The following is a 24,910-nucleotide window of genomic DNA, read 5'->3' on the forward strand; positions in this document are numbered from 1 at the left end:
ATTCCGGTACGAAGAATAATTATTCTCCGTGCCGGTTTCTTTATTAGCGCATTGTTCCTCTTAGCGTATGAGTAGACGTTAAATTTATTAATCTGATAAAATTAGTATGATATAGACGAAATATAAATAGGAGGGGTTTATATGGAGCGCGTTTTTTTGATTTTGCATGGGCTTGGTGGAAGCGGTCCTGACCATTGGCAGTCCTGGCTTTATAAAAGATTAGTGGATGCTGATGAAAAAGTGTACTATCCCACCCTTCCTGAGTTTGATAACCCTCATTTTGATGAGTGGTTTCAAACATTAGAAGATACATTTGAAACCATTACCTCTGACAATATAACCGTTGTAGCACATAGTTTAGGATGTATATTATGGCTCCATTTTGTTTTAAGGAATGGCCATAAGCTAAATGAACGGATTAAGCGCGTTATTTTAGTGGCGCCGCCTTCCCCTTATTTAAATCATGAAATCATTCAGAGGTTTTTACCTCTTTCAATTAAGGGTAAGGAAGTAATACAGTCTTGTCATGATACTATGCAAATTCAATCTACAGATGATTCATATTGTACTGTAGAAGACAGTCAATACTTTAAAGACCTGGGTATTAAGCAACTTCTGGTTGGTAACAAAGGGCATATCAATATTGAATCCGGTTTTGGAAAATGGCAATGGATACTTGATTATTGCCTGGATCAAAAGCAGGATTTTGCAGTAAAAGAAGGCTGTATATTACATAGGAAGGTGATTGATAGTATGAATATACTTGTAGTTGGAGCGAACGGACAAATCGGGAAACACTTAATCCATTTCATTAAGGAAGAAGGACAGCATAATGTTAAGGCCATGATTAGAAAGGAAGAGCAGGCCGAAACATTCGAAAGCAAGGGAATCCAGACCGTTCTTGCTAATCTGGAGGATAGCGTAGAGAACTTGGCTAAGGCAATTGAAGGATCTGATGCGATTATCTTCACAGCTGGTTCCGGTGGAAGCACCGGTCATGATAAAACCCTTTTAATTGATCTCGATGGAGCCGTGAAAATGATGGAGGCTGCAGAAAAGGTTGGGATCAAACGGTTTATTTTAGTTAGTGCATTGCAAGCTAACAACCGGGAAAACTGGAGTGAAGAAATTAAACCATATTATGTAGCCAAGCACTATGCAGATCGGATGTTAGAAAGCAGCCAATTAACGTATACAATCATCAGGCCTGGAGGTTTATTAAATGAACCAGGTAACGGTAATGTTCGGGCAGGAGAATCGATAGAAAAAGGTACAGTCCCGCGTGAAGATGTGGCACGTGCCATTTTCGCATCCCTCACAAATGAGGCGACCTATAATCGTTCTTTTGACCTAATCTCAGGTGAAACACCACTTGAAAAAGCTCTCGAAAAGTTATAATAAATGTCGAAGCAGTTCAGTATTTATGCTGAACTGCTTTTTTCGTTTGTCATAAAAAGGGGGATTGCAAATTGACGTTTATTGTCAAAATTTTTAGTCATTGACATTGCCCTGGTAGAGGTGATAGGTTGAGATTGGGTTATATACACCAAATTTCCATTCTGTCATATAGTAGTTTTGTATCTGTAAATCCGGCTTGAAAGTTTATTTCTTACCAGGGGAGGGAGAAGAGTGGACTATAACTTATACAAACCCAAACGGCATTGGAGTGAGATCGAGTTATGGAAAGATGTCAGAGATGATCAATGGAATGATTGGATATGGCAGTTAACCCATACCATTAAAACATTGGATGATTTACGAAAGGTTATCAATCTGACACCGGAAGAGGAAGAAGGTGTTCGGATTTCCACTAAAACAATACCATTAAACATAACCCCCTACTATGCTTCTCTAATGGATCCTGATGATGAACGTTGCCCAATCCGTATGCAATCAGTACCTATAGGCCAAGAACTCCATAAAACGGTGTACGATTTAGAGGATCCTTTACATGAAGACGAAGATTCTCCTGTCCCTGGATTAACTCATCGTTATCCGGACAGAGTTCTGTTTTTAGTTACAAATCAATGTTCGATGTACTGCCGCTATTGTACAAGACGAAGATTTTCAGGTCAAATCGGTATGGGTGTACCAAAGAAACAATTAGATAAAGCAATCAACTATATCAGTCAAACGCCAGCAGTCCGAGATGTCTTAATTTCTGGAGGAGATGGTCTCCTTATAAATGACAGCATATTAGAGTATATTTTAAAAAATTTACGGGCTATCCCTCATGTAGAAATCATACGGATTGGAACAAGAGCTCCCGTCGTATTTCCGCAACGAATCACAGAAGATTTATGTACCATTCTTAAAAAATACCATCCTGTTTGGCTGAATACACATTTCAATACCTCGATTGAAATTACTGAAGAATCAAAGCGTGCCTGTGAAATGCTGGTTGATTCTGGAGTGCCTGTTGGTAATCAGGCCGTCATTTTGGCCGGTATAAATGACAGTGTTCAGATTATGAAAAAATTAATGCATGACTTAGTCAAAATAAGAGTCAGGCCTTATTATATTTATCAATGTGATTTATCTGAAGGGATTGGACATTTCAGGGCACCTATTAGCAAAGGTTTAGAAATTATGGAAGGGCTTCGTGGCCATACGAGCGGATATGCAGTACCTACTTTTGTAGTAGATGCTCCTGGCGGGGGTGGAAAGATCCCGTTGCAACCAAACTATATCATTTCTCAAAGCTCCAACAAAGTCATTCTTCGTAATTTTGAAGGAGTAATTACCTCCTATCCTGAACCGGAGGGCTATGTATCCGGCCGGGCCGATGAATATTTCAAACAAACCTATCCAAATGTGTATGAAGATTATAAGAGTACCGGAATTCTGTCCATCATTGATGAGACCAAATTTAATATTACACCTGAGGGGTTGGAGAGATATAACAAGCGGAGTGCATATCAACAAAACCCGGAACATTTAACACTCAAAAATCAGCGTGATAAACGTGACGAACTCAAGGAAAAGAAATTCAAGGCTCAACAAACGAAAGAGATTAAGACGGATCAAGAGGATTCAAAAATATGAAATGCCTATGGTGTGAAAAAGATGCTGCAATTGAGACAAAGAGTACGGTATTTTGGGAGTTACCAGATGGCACGCAATCACTGGAAATTAGAGAAACCCCAACCATTTATTGTTCCCAATGCCAAATGGACTATTTAACAGATGAACTGACAGAAGAGGTTGAGGATCATTTACTGCTCATCAATACAAAACAGTTGCCTGGTTCCATTTCCTTTGAAAAATTAATGGCGATTCCCCGGTTATTAAAACGGAATTATTTTAAATAACCAAAATATATGTAAGCGTTTACAAATATACTTAAACGTCAAAGAAAAGCTTTATTCTTTGGCGTTTTGTTAAATCGTTTATTTCAATAAGGACTGGGGTGTATGAAGTGAAGCCTGTATTGACTGCGGATGAAGCCATTTCTTTACTGAAAGATGGAAACCGTATAATGGTTGGCGGGTTTGGCTTGGTTGGTTGTCCATTAACATTGGTTCATTCCCTTGACCGAATGGGCATAACAAATCTTGAAATTATCAGTAATAATCTAGGTGAACCAGGCAGGGGACTTGGAATTCTCGTTCAAAAAAAGAAAATAAAGAAAGGGATTGGTTCCTATTTTACCTCTAATCCTGATGTAGTGGATGCCTACCTTAGGGAGGAGATTGAGATAGAACTACTGCCGCAGGGCACATTAGCTGAAGCAATCCGTGCAGGTGGTGCCGGAATACCAGCATTCTATACACCCGTAGGAGTAGGCACTGAATTAACAAAAGGAAAAGAAGAAAGAATTCTCAATAACAAAAAATACATTTTGCAGGATTCATTAACAGCTGATTTTTCGCTCATTAAAGCCTCTAAAGCGGATAAACTTGGAAATCTGATTTATACAAAGTCAGCTCGCAACTTTAATCCAGTTATGGCTACGGCAGGGGATATAGTGATTGCTGAAGTTGATGAAATAGTTGAACCGGATGAGTTGAATCCGGAGGAAATTATCACACCCCATTTGTATGTTGATTATTTAGTGGTAAAGGAGGACCCATTGTGATCCCAAAAGAGAGGATAGCTAAACGAGCTGCACAAGTTCTCCGAAGTGGAAATATTGTCAATTTAGGGATTGGAATTCCTACCTTAGTTGCAGATTTTCTCCCAGCTCATTTGTCCGTGTTTCTTCATTCTGAAAATGGTATTTTGGGAGTTGGTCCGTCACCAAAAGAATTACCTGACCCCAACTTAGTAAATGCAGGAAAGCTTCCTGTGACTGTCCTTCCCGGTGCCTCTTATTTTGATAGTGCGACTTCTTTTGCGATGATAAGAGGCTGCCATATTGATATTTCAATATTAGGTGCACTGCAAGTGGATGAAAAGGGAAGAATGGCGAATTGGGCAGTGCCGGGCAAAGCTGTTCTAGGTGTCGGTGGAGCGATGGATTTATTAGAGGGATCTAAAAGGGTTATTGTGACGACATTGCATACAACAAAAGCTGGTAAATCAAAGTTTGTAAGAAAATTGAGTTATCCGCTTACATCGGAACGGCAGGTAGATTTGATTATTACAGAATTAGCTGTTTTTGCAGTGGATGGCGAAGGTCTTATTTTAATAGAAACAGCACCAGGCATCACAATAGATAAAGTCAAAGAGAGAACGGAAGCACCATTTCGGGTGGATTTGAACGGTGAAGGTGACATTGGCAGTTATATTTAAAGCATCTAAGGTTCTATACTTAACAAAAAAGTTACACTAAACTTCTTAGTCTTGAATGAACTTTTTAAGCATATCTTTTATGTAGGAAAAATGATAAATTACCTCTTTTGAAATGGAGAGAAGGCGATGGCTGACCATGTATTCCATCGGGATTTGACTCATGTATATCCAATTATCACTTATGGGAAAGGGATTTATTTATACGATAAGGATGGCAATCAATATATAGATGCCTGCTCCGGTGCTGTTGCGGCTAATTTGGGGCATGGTAATCAAGCGATTGCTGACGCGATGGCTGAACAGGCTAAAAAGGCAGCTTTTGTCCACACGATGCGCTTTGAAACTGAGGTGTTATTTCAGCTGGCTGAAAAAATTGCAAAGATTTCTCCAGTTCCTTTAAATAAAGTGTATTTTACCAGTGGTGGATCCGAGGCGAATGAAAGTGCAATTAAACTTGCCAAGCAATACCATAAGGGTGCCGGAAATCCTGAGAAACATATTGTGATTGGCAGGTGGCAATCCTATCATGGCAATACTTTGGGATCCTTATCAGCAGGGGGTGACAGTAAAAGAAGGCAACTATACACTCAAAATCTTTTAGATTTTAAACATGTATACTCCCCAAATTGTATTCGCTGTCCTTATCAAAGACGGATAGATGATTGTAATCAAGAACATAATTGGTCATGTGTTAAGGATATTGAGAAATTAATCCTTGAAGTAGGACCGGAACAAATTTCATCCTTTCTAGCCGAACCAATCATCGGGAGCCAACTGGGCAGTGTAAGTCCGCCAGATTCATATTTTAAAGAAATCAGGAAATTATGTGACGAATACAATATCATTTTAATAGTAGATGAAGTGATGACAGGATTCGGAAGGACGGGAACTCACTTTGCTATAGAGCATTTTGATTTTACACCGGATATTATTACGTTTGGAAAGGGTGTATCCGCAGGATATTCTCCTCTTGGCGGAATGATTGTCCACGACAGGTTAATTGAAGGACTGATCCAAAACAGCCAAGGTAAATTTGCACATGGATATACATACAGCGGGCATCCAGTCTCGGTCGCTGCAGGATTGGCTGTGCTAAAGATATTGGAAGAAGATAATGTCCTTGCTAATGTTAACAATCAGGGTGAGTATTTGCTTGAACAGCTTAACCTACTTAAAGAGAGATATCCTATTATTTGGGATGTTAGGGGGAAAGGTTTAATGATAGGAATCGAACTTGTTTCCAACCCCAAAGGAGAACCATTTCCTGCTTCCGTCTCCGCTTCTCAGGAAATTAATCGAATGGCTATGCAGTTGGGGGCAGTCTTTTATCCGGGGACAGGTTCAATCAATGGCTATGATGGAGATCATTTATTAATTGCTCCGCCGCTAACGGTAACCAGAATAGAAATAGATGAAATCATAACAATCTTAGAGCAAGCCCTGCAACAATTTATTCATTCGAGGGGGTAAGATATGAGTCATTCTAAAAATGTAATTGAATTAATAGAAAAGGCAAGAAAACACATATCTCCTGTTAGTACAAGAGTGACAGAATTGATTATTGATCGGGGGAAGGGGACCCGATTCTGGACGAAGGATGGGGAAGAATATATTGACTTTGTTTCCGGGGTAGCTGTAAATGCATTGGGGCATTCTCATGACAAAATTGTTCATGCTATAAAACAGCAAGCGGAAAAGCTGGTTCATTTTGGATTGAATTATGGCTATTACGAGTCGGTGATAGGTTTGGCCGAAAAATTAGCACAGATTACGCCGGGTACTTTAGATACCGTTTTCTTTTCCAATTCAGGCGGTGAAGCCATTGATGGGGCATTGAAACTGGCACGAGCGGCTACTGGGCGACCGGGAATTATTGCATTTAACGGTTCCTTTCATGGACGTACTTTGGGCGCAACGACTGTAACAGGATCAAGCAGTAAATATAAAAAGTTCTATGAACCACTGGTAGGTGAGGTTTACCATACACCCTATCCTTATCCAGGTTTAGTAAAGGATATTCATGATGCTGATTTGACATCTTATTGTCTCAATCAATTACATTCTTTGTTTAATTTGCATATTGATCCATCCAGAGTGGCTGCTATCCTTGTAGAACCCGTATTGGGGGAAGGCGGATACTATCCAGCGCCACCCTTGTTCTTACAGGAATTAAGGAGGATTGCGGATGAGTATGGCATCCTATTGCTATTTGATGAGGTTCAATCTGGATTTGGCAGAACGGGGCGGATGTTTGCTTCTGAACACTCCGGCGTGATTCCTGACATTCTCATTCTAGCAAAAGCTTTATCTGGCGGTATGCCGCTTGGTGCGATTGTAGCGAACAGGGATTTGCATTCTAAATGGCCTGTAGGAGGGCATGGATCCACCTTTGGGGGTAATCCGATATCATGTGCGGCAGCCCTGGCAAGTATTCAGGTTATTGAAGAAGAAGGATTGGTCAATCGGAGCAAGGAGCTTGGAGAGCAAATTGTAACCAGACTTCAAACTAGTTTGCAAGGCTATGAAGCTATTAAAGAAATTCGCGGGATTGGAATGATGATTGGAATTGAATTTAACGAATCAGCCGCGAAGTCCATGGTACCAATTATTAAAGAACGATGCTTGGATCATCATTTATTAATCATGAATTGCGGTGTTAATGGGCAAACCATCAGGCTGATGCTGCCGTTGAATATATCTAATCATGATTTGAATGAAGGGTTATTGATTCTTGAAAAAGTGATTAGGGAAGTAGTAGAGGAAGAGGGGTAAGTAAATGGCCAGGGAAATAACGAAACAACAACTTTATTTGAATGGTCAATGGACTGCTGAAGCCGGACAGGAATACCAAGAAAGTATAAACCCTGCAACCAGTGAAGTGGTTGGCAAGTATGCAATCGCAACGGTCAGACAAGTGGACAAAGCAGTACAGCATGCAAACGATGCGTTTAAAACATGGAGACGAACTCCTGCACCGGAACGAGCCACGTTCTTATGGAAAGCAGCTGAATTATTCGAGCGAAAGAGAGAATACATAGCTGAAGTCATGACACGAGAAATGGGGAAGGTTCTGGCGGAAACGCTTGGGGAAGTAAATGCAGTAATAGAAACATGCCGGTATATGGCGGGTGAAGGACGCAGAATGTATGGGGAAACCATCTACTCAGGCAGCAACAACAGAACAATCACTATGATTCGGGAACCGCTTGGTGTAGTTGCATGCATAACTCCGTGGAATTTTCCAATTGCTCTGGCCGCTTATAAAATATGTGCGGCCCTTATTAGCGGGAATACAATCGTCTGGAAACCTGCCTCAGAGGTTGCACTCTCAGCTGGTTTTTTTACTCAAGTTCTTCATGAGTCCGGTCTGCCGAAGGGTGTTTTAAATCTCATTACGGGCAGTGGAGGCCAGGTCGGGATGTGCCTGGCTGAACATGAGGATGTAAAAATAATATCTTTTACCGGGTCTACTGAAGTCGGATTGTTACTTTCACAGGCAGCAGCCAAACAATTGAAACGAATTTCTTTAGAGCTCGGCGGAAAAAATGCAGCCATTGTTTTACGTGATGCAGACTTGGACTATGCAGCGGAATGTATTGTTAAAGGGGCTTTCGGAACGACAGGTCAAAAATGTACAGCGACAAGCCGGGTTATTGTAGAACGTTCTGTGAAAGATGCTTTGTTAAAACGGGTTGTAGAGTTAACTAAGAGTTTAAAAATCGGCAATGGATTAGATGATAGAGTGGATATAGGCCCTTTGGTGAATGAGCAGCAATTGAATATTGTTGAAACTTATATAAAAAAAGCACTGGATGAAGGTGCCATACTTGAATGCGGTGGAAAGAGGCCGGATAATCAAAAAGGGAATTTTTTTGAACCAACTATCTTCAGCAATGTGAAACGGGATCATTCTATTGCGAATGAAGAAATATTTGGTCCTGTTCTTGGCTTTATAGAAGTAGATAGCTACGAAGAAGCGATTGAGGTAAATAACGATACCAGATATGGACTGTCTACATCTATTTTTACAAAAAGTCTCTCCTACGCTAACCGAGCAGTTTCCGATATTGAAAGTGGCCTTGTTTATGTTAATAATGGGACTGCAAACGCAGAAATTGGTGTAGCGTTTGGCGGAATGAAGTTTTCCGGCAATGGTCATCGTGAAGTTTCACATCATGTTTTAGACAGCATGACGGAATGGAAATCAGTGTATATGAATTACCAATAGGAGGGATTCCTTTGTGAAACGCATGAGGATTGGAATAGCCTTTTTCTATCATGAATCCCATAGCTTCTCCCCAACAAAAACAACCATACAGCATTTTAAAAATGAAGCTTTTTTTAAAGAGAATGAAATTTTTGATGTTTATACAAACACAAAAACGGAGGTTGGCGGGTTTATAGATGTTTTAAGAAATCGTGCCCAGGTAGACATCATACCTCTTCTGTGTGCTGCAGCCATTCCTTCAGGCCCAGTAACCTACGAAACCTATGAACATATAGAGACAGAGATGCTGAGTTTAATAGATCAAGCCGGTAAGCTGGATGGCCTGTTAATTGCTTTGCATGGAGCCATGGTCATTGAGGGAATAGAGAGGGCAGAAGAATATTTGCTTTTAAAAATTAAAGAAAAGCTTGGAGACAATATTCCAATTGCTACGACATTGGATTTACATGCTAATATAAGTCCAACAATGGTTGATATTACGCCGTATCATTTTGGATTTAAAACGTATCCCCATATTGATATGTATGAGCAGGGGGTTAATGCAGCAAATGCTTTAATGAATCATGTTTTATTGAACCAGCATAATGAAGCGGTTTGTGTTAAAATCCCTATGTTGCTGCCATCTGTTAATATGCGGACAAATGAAGGCCCAATGGCTGTAATGATGGAGCTCGCTCAAAGCTATGAGGAGCTAGATGGAGTAGTTAATGTCTCTGTTTTCGGTGGATTTCCTTACTCGGATGTAGTGAGCGCTGGTGCCTGTGTGATCGTGATAGCCGAAAATAGGTTAATGGCAGAGCAGGCAGCCCATGACATAGCCAAAACTTTTTGGGGATTACGGCACGATTTTATTGTCCATTTGCCTGGAGTTAAAGAGGCGTTTCAGCTTGCTCTTTCAATGAATAAAAATAAGCCAATCGTACTGGCTGATATTGCAGACAATCCATTGAGCGGCGGAAGTGGAGACACAACCCAACTATTGTGTGAATGTATTGACCTCAACCAAGAACTGACTCTTTTTGGAGGATTAACAGATCCTGAGGCAATCGAAACATGCAAAAAAGCAGGAGTTGGATCAACTGTCCATTTATCTTTAGGCGGTAAACTATCACCAGAATTCGGTTTGCCGGTTGAGGTGAAGGCCATTGTTTCTAGATTTACCGATGGTGTATTTTATAATAGTGGACCATTCAACAGGAATCTCAGAGTAGATGTTAAGGGAGCATGTTTGATTAAAGTGGGGAAAATCGATATCCTCCTGATAGGAAGACCAATGTCTGCAAATGATCCTGAACTATTTCGCCATATAGGGATTGAACCGCGCCAGTATCGATATTTGATTTTAAAGGCTAAAAATCATTTTAGGGCAGCATTTGATTCACTCATCAGTGAGGTCATTTATGTCGATGCACCGGGAGTTTCTACAAACAACATTGTACGGCTGCCATATAAAAATATACCTGAGGAGATGTGGCCTTTAAAAAATATAGAATTTATAACCCAGAGAAGAGGGAAAGAAGCATGACTCAAATGAATTCGATGTATTCCATTGAAGTACCTGAATTTTTAACTCCGGCACAACAGCAAATGATGATGGAGCTGGAAAAGGATGCTTTCCCGGGAGTGGGAGCGGTTGATGAACAGACATTGGTCCCATTAGCGAGATACGGAAAACTAATACTTTATAGACAAAAGGAAGATGATCGTCCGGTTGCTGTTTGTGAATGTATGAGAGATTATCATCAACCGGATAAAGCCTATATATTTGGTTATTATGTACGGTCAGATCAACATGGAAAAGGCTTGGGTACACAATTTTTACAGGAAGTTCTGAACATTTTGAAGGCAGATGGGTTTCAAAAAGTCAGTTTAACAGTGAGTGAAGCAAATACAGCTGCTGTAAAATTATATAAAAACCTTGGTTTTCTTGTAAAAGAATTTAGAAATGATGAATTCGGAACTGGGGAAGATCGTTTATATATGGAAAAAATATTATAATCATTAAAAGACGTGTGAACTGCCGCACGTCTTTTAATATGAAAATTAAATATGACTTCTAATTAAATAATTGGAGTAAAGCGCGGAGAAGTACAGTTATCATTGTTGTAATAACGCCATAACCGTATTATTTTAGGTATAGGAGATGTAGCAAGAGATAAGGCGGACTGATCGTCCTACTCACTGTGAAATTCGTGGTGCAAAATAGCGATATGAATGAGGAAGTGCACAGCTTATTTAGGAGTTTAAAATAGAATTCTACTAAGAGGCAATACAACTATAAATCCAGACTTGAAGAATTTTTGATCAAAGCTGAATGAAGCAAGAAAAGGAGTTATAAGTAAAAGGATGAAAATAGTAATTCGTAAAATAAAACCACAAGATAAAGCGGAATTTATAGATATGGGTAAGGCTTTTTATTCATCGGAAGCCGTGCTGCATGACATAAATAATACCTATCACGAGCTTGCGTTTGATGAGCTAATGCGTACCGATACTTACTTGGATTGTTATTTCTTTGAATATGAAAACAGAATTGCGGGATATGCACTACTGAATAAAACCTATTCGAGAGAAGCAGGAGGGCTAGTTGTTTGGATAGAAGAACTGTATGTGAAACCGCAGTATCAAGGAAATGGGTTTGGCGAAACTTTCTTTCAATGGTTGGAAATGAATGTCCCAGCGGCAAGATACCGCTTAGAAATCGAGCCTGAAAATATGCGTGCCGCGGCTTTATATGAAAGAAAAGGGTATCATCAATTGCCGTATGTTCAGATGGTGAAAGACATGGAATCATTGTAAGTAAATGGTGCGGAAAAATTCAGTGATATATACGATACGTTTCTTTACACTCAACAAAATTACATAAAAAAAAGATTGGAGGGAAAATCAATGGCGAAAGAATGTTTAGGGTTTTATAGGTTTGGAAACCAGGGTGAACCTGATAAGGAAAATGAAGAATGTGCGGCGCCATACAGGCCAAAGACGTGGGAAGAAAATGCTCTTCTGCATCGTGCCATTCTCTTTGCAACGAAGGCCCATCAGGGACAGACTCGCAAAGGAACGGATATCCCCTATATATCCCATCCATTTGAGGTTGCCCAAATTCTGACTGCTGCCGGCTGTGATACGGATCTGATTATTGCCGGCCTGCTGCATGACGTTCTGGAAGATACAGACGAGACCGCAGATATAATTTCAAGGGAGTTTGGTCCTCGCGTTCTGTCCCTTGTTCAGTCGAACAGCGAGAACAAGTCCCTTAGTTGGGAAGAGCGAAAGCAGCATACCATCGACTACATGACAGAGAAAGCAAGTTTTGAGGAACTCCTGCTTGCCTGTGCGGACAAACTGTCTAATCTTCGCAGTATCAAAGCGGACTATACCGAATGCGGCGATGCACTCTGGACTCGGTTCAACCGTGGAAAAGAGCAGCAAAGCTGGTACTATAGCAAGCTGATTGATACATTTGCACCGCTGCATGAATATGATATGTACTGGGAGATCTCCAATCTCTATACGGATATCTTCGTAACATATTATCGCGATTTAAACGAATATGGTGAGGTGATCTACCAGACCAATGGACAGGAGACATACTTTTACCATGAGGATACATGCGATTGGATTCCCGTTAAAGAAAATGAATGGAAACGAATCCAACCATCACTGAGAGCTATTTCAAAAAGCGAAGCCCTTGAGACGGAAGTTAGACTCCGTGAAAATTATCCGTCTCCGATGTGTTTGATTCGTCATCAACGTGATGTGAATATCATAGTCCAATACGCTAAAAAGCTGCTGCGGGAAGGTCATAACCCAAACTTGTTCGCTGAATTGTGGAATAATATGGGTGGCGGAATTCCCGCCCATACGCTCCGGGCGGTAGAATCTGCATTTCTTGCTCTCTACGAAGGGTATCATGAATAAGACAGTTGCTTTAGTTTACATCCTCCTGTCTCCCTAGATAGGTGCGTTGTCTAATATTACATAAAACCCCGGTACGGCAGTGAGCTGTATCGGGGCTTTTCATGTGTGAATATAAACCATTTGTATTGCAGGATTTTCATTTTTAAAAAGATTGATGGTAAGTATTACTATTTTAGAACGTGACCATGTTGGTGGAGATTGTGACAGCTTCAACAGTAGGGATGGGGATATTGAGCCAGTAAACGGCATGTGGATGGATTGTTGTGATGATTCTCATGTTGACTGGTATCGGCTGCATAGGAACCATGACAGCCAGTGTGACATCTTTTTTTATATAACTGACTATACAACTGAAGATAAAGAGTACCTTAAAAAAATAGATCATATAGTGACATCAGCGGGTGAAGAATTTAAACAGTTTTGGACATACTAAAAACCGTAAGAGGAAAGTGATAATATATTATATTTAAATAATTAATATGACGTGTGCCTCTTTATTTATTATTAAGAAAATTGTAGTGGAAAAAGTTCTATATATACAGTGATAATCAATAAAATCCTTATAATTTCAGTTTTTATAGAAGTTATATGATTTTTTTCAATGAATTAAGAACAAAAATATAATGAAATATAATAATTATTATAAATAAGCAATTGACAAACTTTTTCTTAATAATTATTATAATATAGTATTTAACATTACTTAAAAGTTTTTTTAGGAGGATATCAATATGTCACTTATTAATAAAAAATTAGAAGACTTTACTGTGCAGGCTTATCATGATGGAGAATTTAAAGAAGTAAGCCTTTCAGATGTTCAAGGTAAATGGTCCATCTTCTTCTTCTATCCAGCTGATTTCACTTTTGTTTGCCCTACTGAATTAGCTGATTTACAAGATAATTATGATGCACTTAAAGAAATTAATTGTGAAGTGTACTCTGTATCCACTGACTCTCACTTTGTACATAAAGCATGGGCAGATGCGACGGATACAATTGGCAAAATTAAATACCCTATGCTTGCAGATCCTGCACATGTTCTTTCTCGTCAATTTGGCGTATTAATTGAAGAAGCTGGTCAAGCGCTTCGTGGAACGTTCATTGTGAATCCTGAAGGAGAAATTAAGGCATATGAAATTCACGATCTAGGTATTGGACGTAATGCTGCAGAAGTAGTACGTAAAGTTCAAGCAGCTCAGTTTGTTGCAGAACACGGTGATAAAGTATGTCCGGCAAAATGGACTCCAGGTGAAGAAACACTTGAACCAAGCTTGGACTTAGTAGGAAAAATCTAATTTAATTGTTAAAAATGCATTCATCCTTCCTTGAAGGATGAATGCAATACTAATTTCTTATATAAGAGTTCTAATACTTAAAGGGGTACTTAAAGAGATAAGTACCTTTTTTATTAAAAAAGATATTGTGAATAAGGTGAACATAATGAGTAAAAAGATTTTTGATTTGATTATTATTGGTGGAGGTCCGGCTGGATTATCTGCCGGTATTTATGCAGGCCGTGGAAAGTTAAACACTCTTATTATTGAAAAAGGAAATATGGGTGGCCAGGCTGCAACAACAAATGAAATTGTAAACTACCCAGGTGTTCGTAAGACGACTGGACCTTTATTAATAGAAGAAATGAAAAACCAATGTGAAGATTTTGGTGTACAATTTACTAATGCAGACGTGACTGATGTTGACTTATCCGGTGAGGTTAAGATCGTCAAAACGATTAATGGTGAGTTTCAGGGAAGAGCGGTTATTATTGCGGCAGGTGCTGGGCCGCGTAAGCTTGGATTTCCTGGTGAAGCTGAATTTACTGGCCGCGGTGTTGCCTATTGCTCCACGTGTGATGGTGAGTTCTTCGAAGGTTTAGAAGTATTTGTAATCGGTGCAGGATTTGCAGCAGCGGAAGAAGCCATGTATTTAACACGCTTCGCGAGCAAAGTTACCATTATTGCTCGTGAGCCTGAATTTACTTGTGCTCCATCTATTGCAGATAAGGTTTTTGCCAATGAAAATATAGAAGTTAAATTTAATACGGAGCTGCTTGAAGTATCTGGTAAAGATATGGTTCAACATGCACGATTCATTAATAATGTAACAAAGGAAGAATGGGAATATACAGCGAAAGAAGAAGATGGCGCATTTGGTGTATTTGTTTTCGTTGGATATCAGCCTAAGACAGAGATTTTTAAAGGCCATGTAGAAATGGACGAACGTGGTTACATTCTTACGGATGAAGAAATGAGAACAAACGTTAAGGGTGTATACGCTGTAGGAGATCTTCGTCCTAAATCCTTAAGACAAGTGATTACAGCAGTAGCCGATGGGGCGATTGCTGGAACAGATGTACAGAAATATGTTGCAGAAGAAAAAGAGCGTCTTGGCATTGTAGATGAAGCTAAGCCAGAAAAAACTGTAGTTCAAAAAGAATCCGCACCAAAAGAAACAGCTAAAAGTGGTAAGAGCAACTTGCTAAGCGATGCTATCAAAGGACAATTAAAAGGTATATTTGCCAAAATGGAGAAAGAGGTAACCTTAGTTAGCATTGTAGATGAAAACATGCCTAAATCTGTTGAGTTACGTGATTTCTTGATGGATGTTGTTGAACTTGGCGATAAACTTCATCTGGAAGTTTATAAAAAAGGCGAAAATGCTAAAATGGAAACGAAAATCAATGCTGATAAATTCCCGGTTGTTTCATTGCTTGACAATCAAGGAAATTACAGTGGCGTGAAGTTCCATGGTGTACCGGGAGGACATGAGCTTAATTCCTTTATCCTCGCCATATATAACCTGGCAGGTCCTGGACAAGCTTTGGATTCTTCCATTAAACAGTCCATTCAGGCAATCGATAAACAAACAAATATTAAGGTTATGGTGTCTCTATCATGCCATTACTGTCCGGATGTGGTTGTAGGCGCACAAAGAATTGCCATTGAAAATCCAAATGTAGAAGCAGAAATGATTGATATCAGCAATTTCCAGGATATTAAAAAGAAATATAAAGTAATGAGCGTTCCAGCGATGATTATTAATGATGAACAAGTGGTCTTTGGAGCGAAAAAGATTAATGAAATTGTAGAAGTATTGCAACAAGCATAATAAGTAAACCAGCCCTTTTGTAAAGGCTGGTTTTTTAGTTAACGCTATTTTCTACAGAATGGGCTCGCTACCCGCGGGCAAGCATCCTCGCGCTATGCGCTGCGGGGTCGAGTCTCTCCCATTCTGTAGAAAATAGGATACTGCGTTAAATACGAGTAGACAGAAATCCTCTATATTTTTTTATAATAAATATGCAAAGTAACTCCATTGGCCACTTATTATCCGTAATTTAAAAAAGATATATAGAGGAAGCAGAACATCTACATTACACTAATGTGAATAAAAAAATATAATCAAGATGTAAGAAACCATCGAGTTCGGGGGTCATGAATCTAAAATGATGTGGTTAACATTGGTTTAAATGATAGAAGAATGAATCTCGTTTTAACAATAAAGAAAGAATTCAAAATAAAGGCTATAAAGCCGGTTCTAAAATTCCTTTTGTACTCAGTCTGATCAACCTTTTAAAAAAAGGCTGGTTTTTTCTGTTTCCAAGTTTTGATGATCATGATCACAGAGGCTATAATAGAAAGGGAGAAAATGGTGATACCGGTTTTCTCATACAAATTCATAAATAAAATGAAGGAGATAATTTGTATAAAAGCAATCAAAATACTTAATAATGTGTTTTGTTTTTGATTCTTTTTGATGGCGATAAAGAGCTGCAATGTAATAAGATTGCTGACAGCCAAAATGAGTACGGCCAAAGAATAATCTATTCTTGTTATATTAGTTCCTTTTTCAATTGCGAATAATGAATAAATGGATACAGGAAGGGCGCATAGATTGATCACTAATAAAATCAACACCCAGATTATATGATACCAAAATTTCTTCATGAAAGTAGACTCCTTGTCATGTTCTACTATCATTTTGCGCTTTTAGAGGATGAATATTCGTTTGTACGATCATTTTGTTTATTACTTTTATATATTAGTCTTAAGGTTAGTTACTCTGGCAGGGATTTCTTTTAAGATCCCATTGCGGGGAACGGCAAAGAGTTGCTTTCTTTAGAAAGAAAAGACCTTTAAGGGACGAAGGGTCAGTAAAAGCAAATTACGTAAACATATATATTGTGGGAAGCAATAAACGTGTATGACAATCAATAAGATTCCGGCGGAGAAATTACTTGAAGTCCATGAGTAATATTTAAAAAGTAAACTTGTGTAATAACTTGATAATTTAAAATAAGAGTTTCTTTATTTTGCAAAATCTATAGAATAAAACTCATTTAAAAACATAAAAAAGAACGAATAAGGTTTTTTAACCACCATTATTCGTTCTTTTTTGTATGTTCTTCTAGTTTACTGATTCTTTTTTCGAGTTCTTCCATCCCCATTAATTTAGACTGTCCTTCCAGAAAGAGGTTGAAGATGGACGTTAATAGAAAGCCTCCACCCAGACCAATGAGGCACCCAACGCCGGGGGTATCAAGAGATAATCCAATTCCAAGACCGGTTAACAGGCAGCCCGGGATTAGGTATTCGGTTAATGAGTGTTTTTTAGCCAACTAATCTCCTTCTTTCTTTTAAGAAAGTTTATGTATTTTGATTACTATTATAACCACTATACTTTCCAGAAAGAACAGAATTCTCTAGTTTGAAAATCTGTTGCAGGTGACTTGCAGTTCAAAATGGAATCAAGAAGGTGACACAAACTATAGGGAAGGGTTACGGTGTTTTCTCGAATGGTATAGTAGACAAGTTTACATACTGATACAACTCAGGTCATAAATAGTTAAATCACGAAAAGGGCCGTTGCTATCCTTAGATTCAATAACAATACCTTTATAGCCCTTAGAAGTAATCATTTCCTGAAGCTGGCTGCCTATTTTAAATTCAGTCTCTTTGATAAATGATTTCATATTTTTTCTGTTATCGCCCGCAGATAAATTATGAATTTCAGCAAATTGTTTATTGTATATATACGCACTGATCGTTTCGTACGGTTCTACGAATTCATTCGTAAATGAATCATATAATTTAGCATAGTCATCATCTTCTATATAGAAGAAGTCTTCAGTATCAACGGAAAACTCTATAACGTCTGGTCCGAATTTTTCCGCCCATTCCTTGCGTGTAGTAGCATATATAGCATCACCATGCATTTTGCCGTGAATGAAGGAGTTACCAAGTGTAAGGCCGTTCTTAAGAATCTTCTCATAACTCGAATGAGATGTTCCATGAAATACATCAATCATTTTATCGCCTCTTTATCATATTTCGATATCTTTATCATAAACGATATTCACACTCTTTACCATGCAATTAATGGAAATAACACTCTAGTCAGGAGGTGCTATTTTGAGTAAAAATCAATATGTCTGTTCAGAATGCCATAAGTTCTTTACGGAGCAAACATGCGTGAAAAACTGTACTTGTGGTGGACTGTTAATCATAAGGAAGGATAAAAGTGCGTTAAAAGATGATTGGATAGATCATGATAATTTAACCATGTGGAAATTCTTCCGTGCTTTATCGGTAAATCAAGAATTGAGGGAATGGGAGAAGGTTTCATTGGGGGAAGGGAATACGCAGCTTGAACAGCTGGACCCCGATAATCCGCATATTTATTTGAAATTAGAAAAAAGCTTACCCAGTCAATCCTCGATAGATAGATGCTCAGCTCTATTGGTGACCAAATTAAAAGAGCATAAAATACAGAAGATCATTTTAACGGATACAAAGGACGTAAATTTTTCTGTTGCTAAATACGCAAAACAGGCCAAAATCCCATGTGAGTTATTTATACCGGAAACTACCTCAAATAAATCGCTGGATAAATATAAAAGTTATGGAGTAAAAGTCATTTCTTCTGGTCATAAACATGAAGCGGCCTTAGATAAACATCACTTTATCGTATCAGAGTATCATCCTTATCTGATTGAGGGCGCAAAAACCTATACATATGAGATTTGGGAACAGTTTGGACACCAAGAACCGGATATCGTTATTTTCCCAATAGAAAGCAGTCTATTAGCCATTGGAGCTTATCATGGTTTTAAAGATCTTTTGGAGCTTCAAGTCATTAAGAAAATCCCTAAATTTATTATGGTCACTACTCTTCCATCTTCCCAATTAATAAATAGTAAAATTCCTCCACCTTTATATAAGGAAGTGTTAAAAATAATTAGACAAACAGAAGGGCATATGCAAACCATTACAAAAACAGAAATTGTCCAAGCGGGAAAAGCTCTTTTGATGAGAGGTCATTCTTCGGATAAACAAAGTGCAGCCGCCTATGCAGGATGTATGAGATTTTATCGGGATTATTCAGTTAAAAATGAATCGATGGTAATTCCTCTCTGTAATTCCAGCGAGAAAAGACAATCCGAATGGATGGGGTGATAGGAAATAAATGAACAGATCAAAAGTAAGGAACTATATGGCTGCCAAGCTTGATAGGTTAGAAAAATCACAAAATACATCTGGCTCTTGGACTTTTAATTTTGAAGGGTCTTCATTAACGGATTGTTTCATGATTTTAATTATACGGACATTGGGAATAAAAGATGATATGGTTGTTGATCTATTAGTAGAAAAGCTATTACGCACACAAAATGATAATGGATCATGGAGTATCTATCCAGATGAAAAGGAAGGTAATTTATCAGCCACTGTTCAATCTTATGCAGCCCTGCTTGTATCCGGCAAGTTTCATCGGAATGGCGAGGAAATGAAAAGAGCTGAAAGATTTATAAATAAGCACGGTGGTCTATCACGATCTCATTTTATGACTAAAATGATGCTGGCAGTGAATGGAATGTACAACTATCCGACCATTTTCCATTTTCCGATGAGTTATTTTATGGTTCCAGCACATATTCCTTTAAATATGTATCAGTGCAGTAATTATGCCAGAGTTCATTTAACCCCTATGACGATCTGTATCAATAAACGGTTTAAGTATAAACATGAGGGACCAGATCTTAGTTATTTTGAAGGGCAAAAAGGAGGATGGTTTAGAGAGGAACGTAATTTAGAGGAAAATCAATTAATTAATAAGTTGAAATCTTTGAATTATGCTCCGTTTTCATGGGAAAAAGCTGGTTACCAATCTGCAGAAAAACTTATGCTTGATCGAATAGAAAAGAATGGAACTTTATATAGCTACAGTTCGGCTACCTGTTATATGATTTATGCTCTGCTCGCATTGGGATATAAAAAAGACTCCCCGGTTATTCAAAATGCGGTCGCCGGGATGAAGAGTTACTTAACAAATACCCCCGATGGCATGCATGTGCAGAATTCACCTTCCATGGTTTGGGATACAGCTTTATTGAGCTACTCTTTGCAGGAAGCCGGACTAAAGGAAACTGATCCGGTTATAGAGCGGGCAAATGCTTATTTGCTCAAAAAACAACAATATAGTCGAGGAGACTGGGCGATACACGCTCCTAATGTAGTCCCGGGGGGATGGGGTTTTTCTGACAGTAATCATTTTGTACCTGACAATGATGATACAAGCGCAGTTTTAAGAGCGTTAACCAAGCAAAGCAGACAAGACACACAAACAAATCTTGCATGGAAAAAAGGGCTATCATATTTGAAGGCCATGCAAAATAAGGATGGGGGATGGGGGGCTTTTGAAAAAGATGCCTATCACCCATTATTTACCCTTTTGCCAATTGAAAATGCGAAAGATGCTATTATAGATGATTCCACAGCAGATTTAACAGGCAGGGTGTTAGAATTTATGGGGAATTATGCGGGTTTAACCTACAAACATTCTTTTGTTAAAGAAGCAGCTTCCTGGTTGCTGAAGGAGCAATTGGCAGATGGGAGCTGGTATGGAAAATGGGGTGTCTGTTATATTTACGGTACATGGGCTGCAGTCACAGGGTTATGTGCAATCGGAATCAAGCCGGAACATCCTGCTATCCAAAAAGCAATCAACTGGCTGGAATCTATTCAATTAAAGGATGGAGGATGGGGGGAATCCTGCAAAAGCGCAGAGGAGGAACACTTTATCCCATTGCCCTATAGTACCCCTTCACAAACAGCCTGGGCGTTGGATGCACTCCTAACAGTAAAACAGACAACGTCATCAGCAATCCAGAAAGGAATCAACTGTTTAGTGGATGAAGAATCTTATCATTCCTCTGCGAAACGGTATCCAACAGGCCTTGGATTGAGAGGTGGATATTATATCATTTATGAAAGTTATAATTATATATTCCCTCTTTTGGCACTGGGACATTACGAAAAGAAGCGGATCAAAGAAAGCACAAGCGCTCAGTAAAAATCCACATTTAAAAACTATGAGTGATTTTATGTTAAAATAGTGGCAAACGAATAAGAATAGGTGTTGAATCATGAATAGTAGAATAGGTTTTATTGGCTGTGGGAATATGGGGAAAGCGATGGTTGGCTCTTTGATAAACAGCAATCAAATTAATGCTGACCAATTGATCGTTTCTGTCCGTTCCGAAGAATCGAGAGTAACTATAATGGAAAAGTGGCCGATTAAAACAACACTGTCCAATAGTGAAGTTGCCATAAATTCAGATATAATTTTTATAGCAGTCAATCCGAACCAATATGAAGAGGTTATCAAGGGAATAAGAGAGTACATTGATGATAATAAAATCCTCATTTCCATTGCAGCTGGTGTGAAATCAATACAAATGGAAGAGTGGATTGGTGTGGAATCAAAATTTGTTTTATCTATGCCGAATACTCCGGTTATGGTGAATGCCGGGATGACAGCTATTTGTCCCAATGCACATGTCACAGAGGAAGAATTGGAGGGAATCTGCCAGTTATTTCGAGTTTTTGGTGAATATGAAATCATAAAAGAAGAAGATTTTGAAGCTTTTATTGCTTTATGCGGTTCATCACCAGCCTATATATTTGTATTAATGGAAGCAATGGCGGATGCTGCCGTTAAGCTTGGCATAGAGAGAAAAAAAGCGTACAGAATGGCCGAACAGACTATTTTGGGCTCGGCTCGGCTTGCTTTGGAAACTGGGATTCATCCAGCAGAACTAAAAGACCAAGTCTGCTCTCCGGGAGGCGCAACCATTGCTGCCATCACAACACTGGAAGCACATGGATTTAGAAATTCGGTCATCAAGGCAATGGAAGTATGTGCAGATCAATCAAAGAAAATGAATGATGAAGTTTACTGAAAAACAAATAAGCGAGGCTGGGACATAAGTATTTCAGTCAATAATAAATCAGAACTATTAGGTAATATTTTAATAAATATTTCGCCTAATAGTTCGGATTTTTATTTGTTTTCAATAGATTGGTTACTACTGTATACCATTATTAAACTTAGTGGAATGGAGCGGAAGCCACCGACTCCTGCGGGAAGTAGATGAAAGGCTGAGACCTGAGCAAGGCGTAGCCGAGGAGGCTAAAGCCTTCCTCCCCGCGGAAAGCGAGTGGCTGTAGCGCGATAGAACGAACTTTTCTACTAACTTAGCTCTTTAATAAGTAAAAAAGCCGATAAATTAGATGTCGTTCGTCTTTTCAGGATCGTTTATAAGTTATGTCCCATCCTCGCTTATTCTTAATTTCTCTAATAAGCAGCGTATAGATATAGCCACTACCCTCGTCTTACTATTATTTTTCCAGCTTAATCCTTCTGAATAGCTGATGATTCCGTTTGTTACCTCATTAATCGTTACCCCATTTATTTTGGATAAAATAATTCTAAAAATTCTGTAAATAGTAGAGTTGGTAGTATATTTGCACCCATCAACATGTTAAAATAATCCTAACCATTAAGGTTTGGGGAGTGAGTACGATGGATGGCACATTATTATCCAACAGTATCTATTCATTGAAAGGAAGCGATTTACGTATCATTTATAGTTTGTTAAGTAATATGAATCTAAGAAAACTGGTTTCATTCAATGTGAATAAAATATTAACTAGGGAACATAATGCAGATTATGTAAACTTCCTTTTTGACGCAGCAAATGAATTCAATGATATACCAGAAGCAACTTTACAATTTAGCTTATTTCAAGAAATGAATAAAACACTGGGCTTAAACTGTCTATCTTACGAGACAACTGATCATATAGACAATCAGTGCGAAGCAATCGTTGAAAAAGTATATCAAATATATGTAAACCATGAAAAATCATTTTTGCAATTTACAAATGAGCAAATTGAGTTTACGCGTATACACCTTATGATTCATTATCAATTAAGGCAGTTATTCTTTGAAGTGGAGTACAGATTTCAGGATCTTACATCTGATGAACAATGGGATTTCTTGAATATCATATATCAATCCATCCTTAAGCTCTCAGAGGATAACCAAAGGATTCTTCAACAAAACTTGCCGGAAAAAGTCATGCAGATTGAGGACCTGAAGAATATTGAATTATCTACTTTGCTACTCCAATTATCCAATAGTAATCTCCCTTCTTTTTTTCATATGTTCACAAGCTTAATGATTAAGTATGCAGAAAAGCTAACTGTACACATTCCCTTACTCCATCATGACCATATTTCCCCTGCTATAAAAATTTTAACTTCACCATATTTTATAACACCCCATGTTTTAGGAGGCAGAGTTCTGCAAGTGAACTATCATCACCAGGCCATAAAAAAAAGGCTGATGCCTTTTATTCTTATGCAAATAACTTTGCCATATCTGTGTAATGAAAACTCTGTATCCAGTCCTGTTTTTTTTCAGAACGAGTGGAAAAAGAGGGTAGAGGATTATCGCCAAATGGATTACCAGTCAGTTGTTATTGAAATGAAGCATATTGAAATCAGTAATCTCCTCCATATATGCCGACAAAGAATAACTGAATATGAACTTCAAAAAAGACAGATAGAGGAACGATTGCATATTGAGATACACAAACTTAAATCCACTCTCCTCTTTATGGATATAAATGAATTGGCGATTAACCAAAGCTTTGATAAACATCGCACAGAATATTTTCATATTCAAAATAAAATAAAACAACTGACCTTAGCAAAAAGAGAAGACATATTAGAAACCAGCCTAATGAAGCAAGTTGCCAATAAATTGCTTAATATGTCAGTGACACTTGATCAATTTGGCAAGGAGAAAAAAGTGGATGAGCTTCTTGAAAGTTTGGTAATGGATATTTTAGAGTCGGACAGTCAGTTTAAACAAGAAGAAAGGGTAATAATTAAACAAATCCAGAAAGAATTAAAGGATATTACCTATATGATTGAAACAGAAAATATCATTAAGATCGAATATGAGAAAGAACTTATAAAACTGAATCAACAATTAAAGGAATGCAGTGAAAAGCTGAAAAAATTAGAGAATGACAACTATAGGATTAAAGAGGCAGTACAATAAAGGTAAATTCTTTTTTACGAAAGGTAATTTAAAGTCCGTTCTATAAAAACGGACTCAGATAGTAGACAAAAGGAATTCAGAATGATCCACAATAGGGGCTAATTACTGAATTCCTTCTTATTTTTTATCTTCTTCACGAGGAATTGACCTATCCTCCTCTATTTTTTAGGCCCTTTTTGGACTTTCTCAAGTCCAATTGGTCATCTTCTACAAGTGAACCAAATGGTTCTCAGGCACCAGTTGTTCTAACGTAATCATCTCTAACTGTTCACGATTAATTTGCCTATGTTTGGTTAACATGCTCATCACACCTTGGTAAATAACGTTACCTATAGTATACAAAAAAACACAAAGAATTTCTGTCTTAAACAGAGAAAACTCCCCTATAACGCAGGGACCTATTTTGCAGAATGGGCGAGACTCCTGCGGGAAGAACAAGCGTACCCTAGACCCCGCAGTGCAAAGCACGAGGAGGCTTGATGCTTGCCCGCGGAAAGCGAGCCCATTCTGCAGAAAATAGCGTAAACCCGATAGAAGAGGACAGCGATAACAAAAAAACTGTAGACAAGGTCCTCTAAAATAAGGACATTGTCTACAGTCTGAGTTGTTCTATAATAA

At 38.4% G+C, this 24,910-nt stretch carries 22 protein-coding genes and 1 pseudogene; 19 read left to right on the forward strand and 4 right to left on the reverse strand.

What is annotated here, in order from left to right:
- Positions 1-141: 141 nt before the first annotated feature.
- The 13 genes and pseudogenes from AC4G3K_RS13275 to AC4G3K_RS13335 all read left to right on the forward strand — a co-directional run.
- A pseudogene (locus tag AC4G3K_RS13275) lies at positions 142-663 on the forward strand (RBBP9/YdeN family alpha/beta hydrolase); the annotation flags it as partial.
- A 90-nt stretch (positions 664-753) separates the two neighbouring features.
- Entirely contained in the window at positions 754-1,398 is a 645-nt protein-coding gene (locus AC4G3K_RS13280) for an SDR family oxidoreductase (RefSeq protein WP_491133763.1), read from the forward strand.
- A gap of 231 nt (positions 1,399-1,629) precedes the next feature.
- The gene (gene kamA, locus AC4G3K_RS13285) at positions 1,630-3,045 is read left to right on the forward strand and encodes a lysine 2,3-aminomutase (RefSeq protein ID WP_491075185.1); all 1,416 of its coding nucleotides are present in this window, start codon (positions 1,630-1,632) and stop codon (positions 3,043-3,045) included.
- Positions 3,042-3,311 (forward strand): YokU family protein, encoded by a 270-nt coding sequence (locus AC4G3K_RS13290; protein WP_491133601.1) that lies wholly within the window; start codon positions 3,042-3,044, stop codon positions 3,309-3,311. The genes kamA and AC4G3K_RS13290 overlap by 4 nt, the downstream gene beginning before the upstream one ends.
- A gap of 107 nt (positions 3,312-3,418) precedes the next feature.
- A complete protein-coding gene (locus AC4G3K_RS13295) occupies positions 3,419-4,078 on the forward strand; it encodes a CoA transferase subunit A (protein WP_491133602.1) in 660 nt (219 codons plus the stop codon).
- Entirely contained in the window at positions 4,072-4,734 is a 663-nt protein-coding gene (locus AC4G3K_RS13300) for a 3-oxoacid CoA-transferase subunit B (protein ID WP_491133764.1), read from the forward strand. The genes AC4G3K_RS13295 and AC4G3K_RS13300 overlap by 7 nt, the downstream gene beginning before the upstream one ends.
- A 126-nt stretch (positions 4,735-4,860) precedes the next feature.
- A complete protein-coding gene (locus AC4G3K_RS13305; RefSeq protein ID WP_491133603.1) occupies positions 4,861-6,204 on the forward strand; it encodes an aminotransferase family protein in 1,344 nt (447 codons plus the stop codon).
- Between the two features lie 3 nt (positions 6,205-6,207).
- A complete protein-coding gene (locus tag AC4G3K_RS13310) occupies positions 6,208-7,506 on the forward strand; it encodes an aminotransferase class III-fold pyridoxal phosphate-dependent enzyme (RefSeq protein WP_491133604.1) in 1,299 nt (432 codons plus the stop codon).
- 4 nt (positions 7,507-7,510) lie between these two features.
- Positions 7,511-8,962, forward strand: a complete 1,452-nt coding sequence (locus AC4G3K_RS13315) for an aldehyde dehydrogenase family protein (protein ID WP_491133605.1) — start codon at positions 7,511-7,513, stop codon at positions 8,960-8,962.
- A 22-nt stretch (positions 8,963-8,984) separates the two neighbouring features.
- Positions 8,985-10,487: a M81 family metallopeptidase gene (locus AC4G3K_RS13320; protein WP_491133765.1), complete on the forward strand. Its 1,503-nt coding sequence runs from the start codon at positions 8,985-8,987 to the stop codon at positions 10,485-10,487.
- The gene (locus AC4G3K_RS13325) at positions 10,484-10,960 is read left to right on the forward strand and encodes a GNAT family N-acetyltransferase (protein ID WP_491133606.1); all 477 of its coding nucleotides are present in this window, start codon (positions 10,484-10,486) and stop codon (positions 10,958-10,960) included. The genes AC4G3K_RS13320 and AC4G3K_RS13325 overlap by 4 nt, the downstream gene beginning before the upstream one ends.
- Positions 10,961-11,308: 348 nt before the next feature.
- A complete protein-coding gene (locus AC4G3K_RS13330) occupies positions 11,309-11,761 on the forward strand; it encodes a GNAT family N-acetyltransferase (protein WP_491133607.1) in 453 nt (150 codons plus the stop codon).
- A gap of 90 nt (positions 11,762-11,851) precedes the next feature.
- Positions 11,852-12,883: an HD domain-containing protein gene (locus AC4G3K_RS13335; RefSeq protein ID WP_491133608.1), complete on the forward strand. Its 1,032-nt coding sequence runs from the start codon at positions 11,852-11,854 to the stop codon at positions 12,881-12,883.
- 172 nt (positions 12,884-13,055) lie between these two features.
- On the opposite strand, the gene AC4G3K_RS13340 is transcribed toward AC4G3K_RS13335, so the two are convergent.
- Positions 13,056-13,268 carry a hypothetical protein gene (locus AC4G3K_RS13340; RefSeq protein ID WP_491133609.1) on the reverse strand — a complete coding sequence of 71 codons (213 nt, stop codon included), beginning with the start codon at positions 13,266-13,268 and terminating at the stop codon, positions 13,056-13,058.
- A 346-nt stretch (positions 13,269-13,614) separates the two neighbouring features.
- Here AC4G3K_RS13340 and ahpC point away from each other — a divergent pair, with 346 nt between their 5' ends.
- Both ahpC and AC4G3K_RS13350 read left to right on the forward strand, forming a co-directional pair.
- Entirely contained in the window at positions 13,615-14,178 is a 564-nt protein-coding gene (gene ahpC / locus AC4G3K_RS13345; protein ID WP_491075172.1) for an alkyl hydroperoxide reductase subunit C, read from the forward strand.
- A 145-nt stretch (positions 14,179-14,323) separates the two neighbouring features.
- Complete coding sequence (locus tag AC4G3K_RS13350) at positions 14,324-15,991, forward strand: FAD-dependent oxidoreductase (protein ID WP_491133610.1); 1,668 nt, start codon at positions 14,324-14,326, stop codon at positions 15,989-15,991.
- Between the two features lie 464 nt (positions 15,992-16,455).
- Here AC4G3K_RS13350 and AC4G3K_RS13355 read toward each other — a convergent pair whose 3' ends face one another.
- From AC4G3K_RS13355 to AC4G3K_RS13365, 3 genes are all read right to left on the reverse strand, one after another.
- The gene (locus AC4G3K_RS13355; protein WP_491133611.1) at positions 16,456-16,830 is read right to left on the reverse strand and encodes a hypothetical protein; all 375 of its coding nucleotides are present in this window, start codon (positions 16,828-16,830) and stop codon (positions 16,456-16,458) included.
- Positions 16,831-17,264: 434 nt separating this feature from the next.
- Entirely contained in the window at positions 17,265-17,501 is a 237-nt protein-coding gene (locus AC4G3K_RS13360; RefSeq protein WP_491075169.1) for a hypothetical protein, read from the reverse strand.
- A 195-nt stretch (positions 17,502-17,696) separates the two neighbouring features.
- On the reverse strand, positions 17,697-18,191 hold the full coding sequence (locus tag AC4G3K_RS13365) for a hypothetical protein (RefSeq protein WP_491075168.1): 495 nt from the start codon (positions 18,189-18,191) through the stop codon (positions 17,697-17,699).
- 103 nt (positions 18,192-18,294) lie between these two features.
- Between AC4G3K_RS13365 and AC4G3K_RS13370 the strand changes: the two genes are divergently transcribed.
- From AC4G3K_RS13370 to AC4G3K_RS13385, 4 genes are all read left to right on the forward strand, one after another.
- The gene (locus AC4G3K_RS13370) at positions 18,295-19,338 is read left to right on the forward strand and encodes a pyridoxal-phosphate dependent enzyme (protein ID WP_491133612.1); all 1,044 of its coding nucleotides are present in this window, start codon (positions 18,295-18,297) and stop codon (positions 19,336-19,338) included.
- Between the two features lie 10 nt (positions 19,339-19,348).
- A complete protein-coding gene (locus AC4G3K_RS13375) occupies positions 19,349-21,232 on the forward strand; it encodes a terpene cyclase/mutase family protein (protein ID WP_491133613.1) in 1,884 nt (627 codons plus the stop codon).
- Between the two features lie 73 nt (positions 21,233-21,305).
- A complete protein-coding gene (gene proC, locus AC4G3K_RS13380; protein ID WP_491075165.1) occupies positions 21,306-22,121 on the forward strand; it encodes a pyrroline-5-carboxylate reductase in 816 nt (271 codons plus the stop codon).
- 623 nt (positions 22,122-22,744) lie between these two features.
- On the forward strand, positions 22,745-24,292 hold the full coding sequence (locus tag AC4G3K_RS13385; protein ID WP_491133614.1) for a hypothetical protein: 1,548 nt from the start codon (positions 22,745-22,747) through the stop codon (positions 24,290-24,292).
- Positions 24,293-24,910: the final 618 nt, after the last annotated feature.

This window comes from Bacillus sp. z26 (assembly GCF_058313635.1).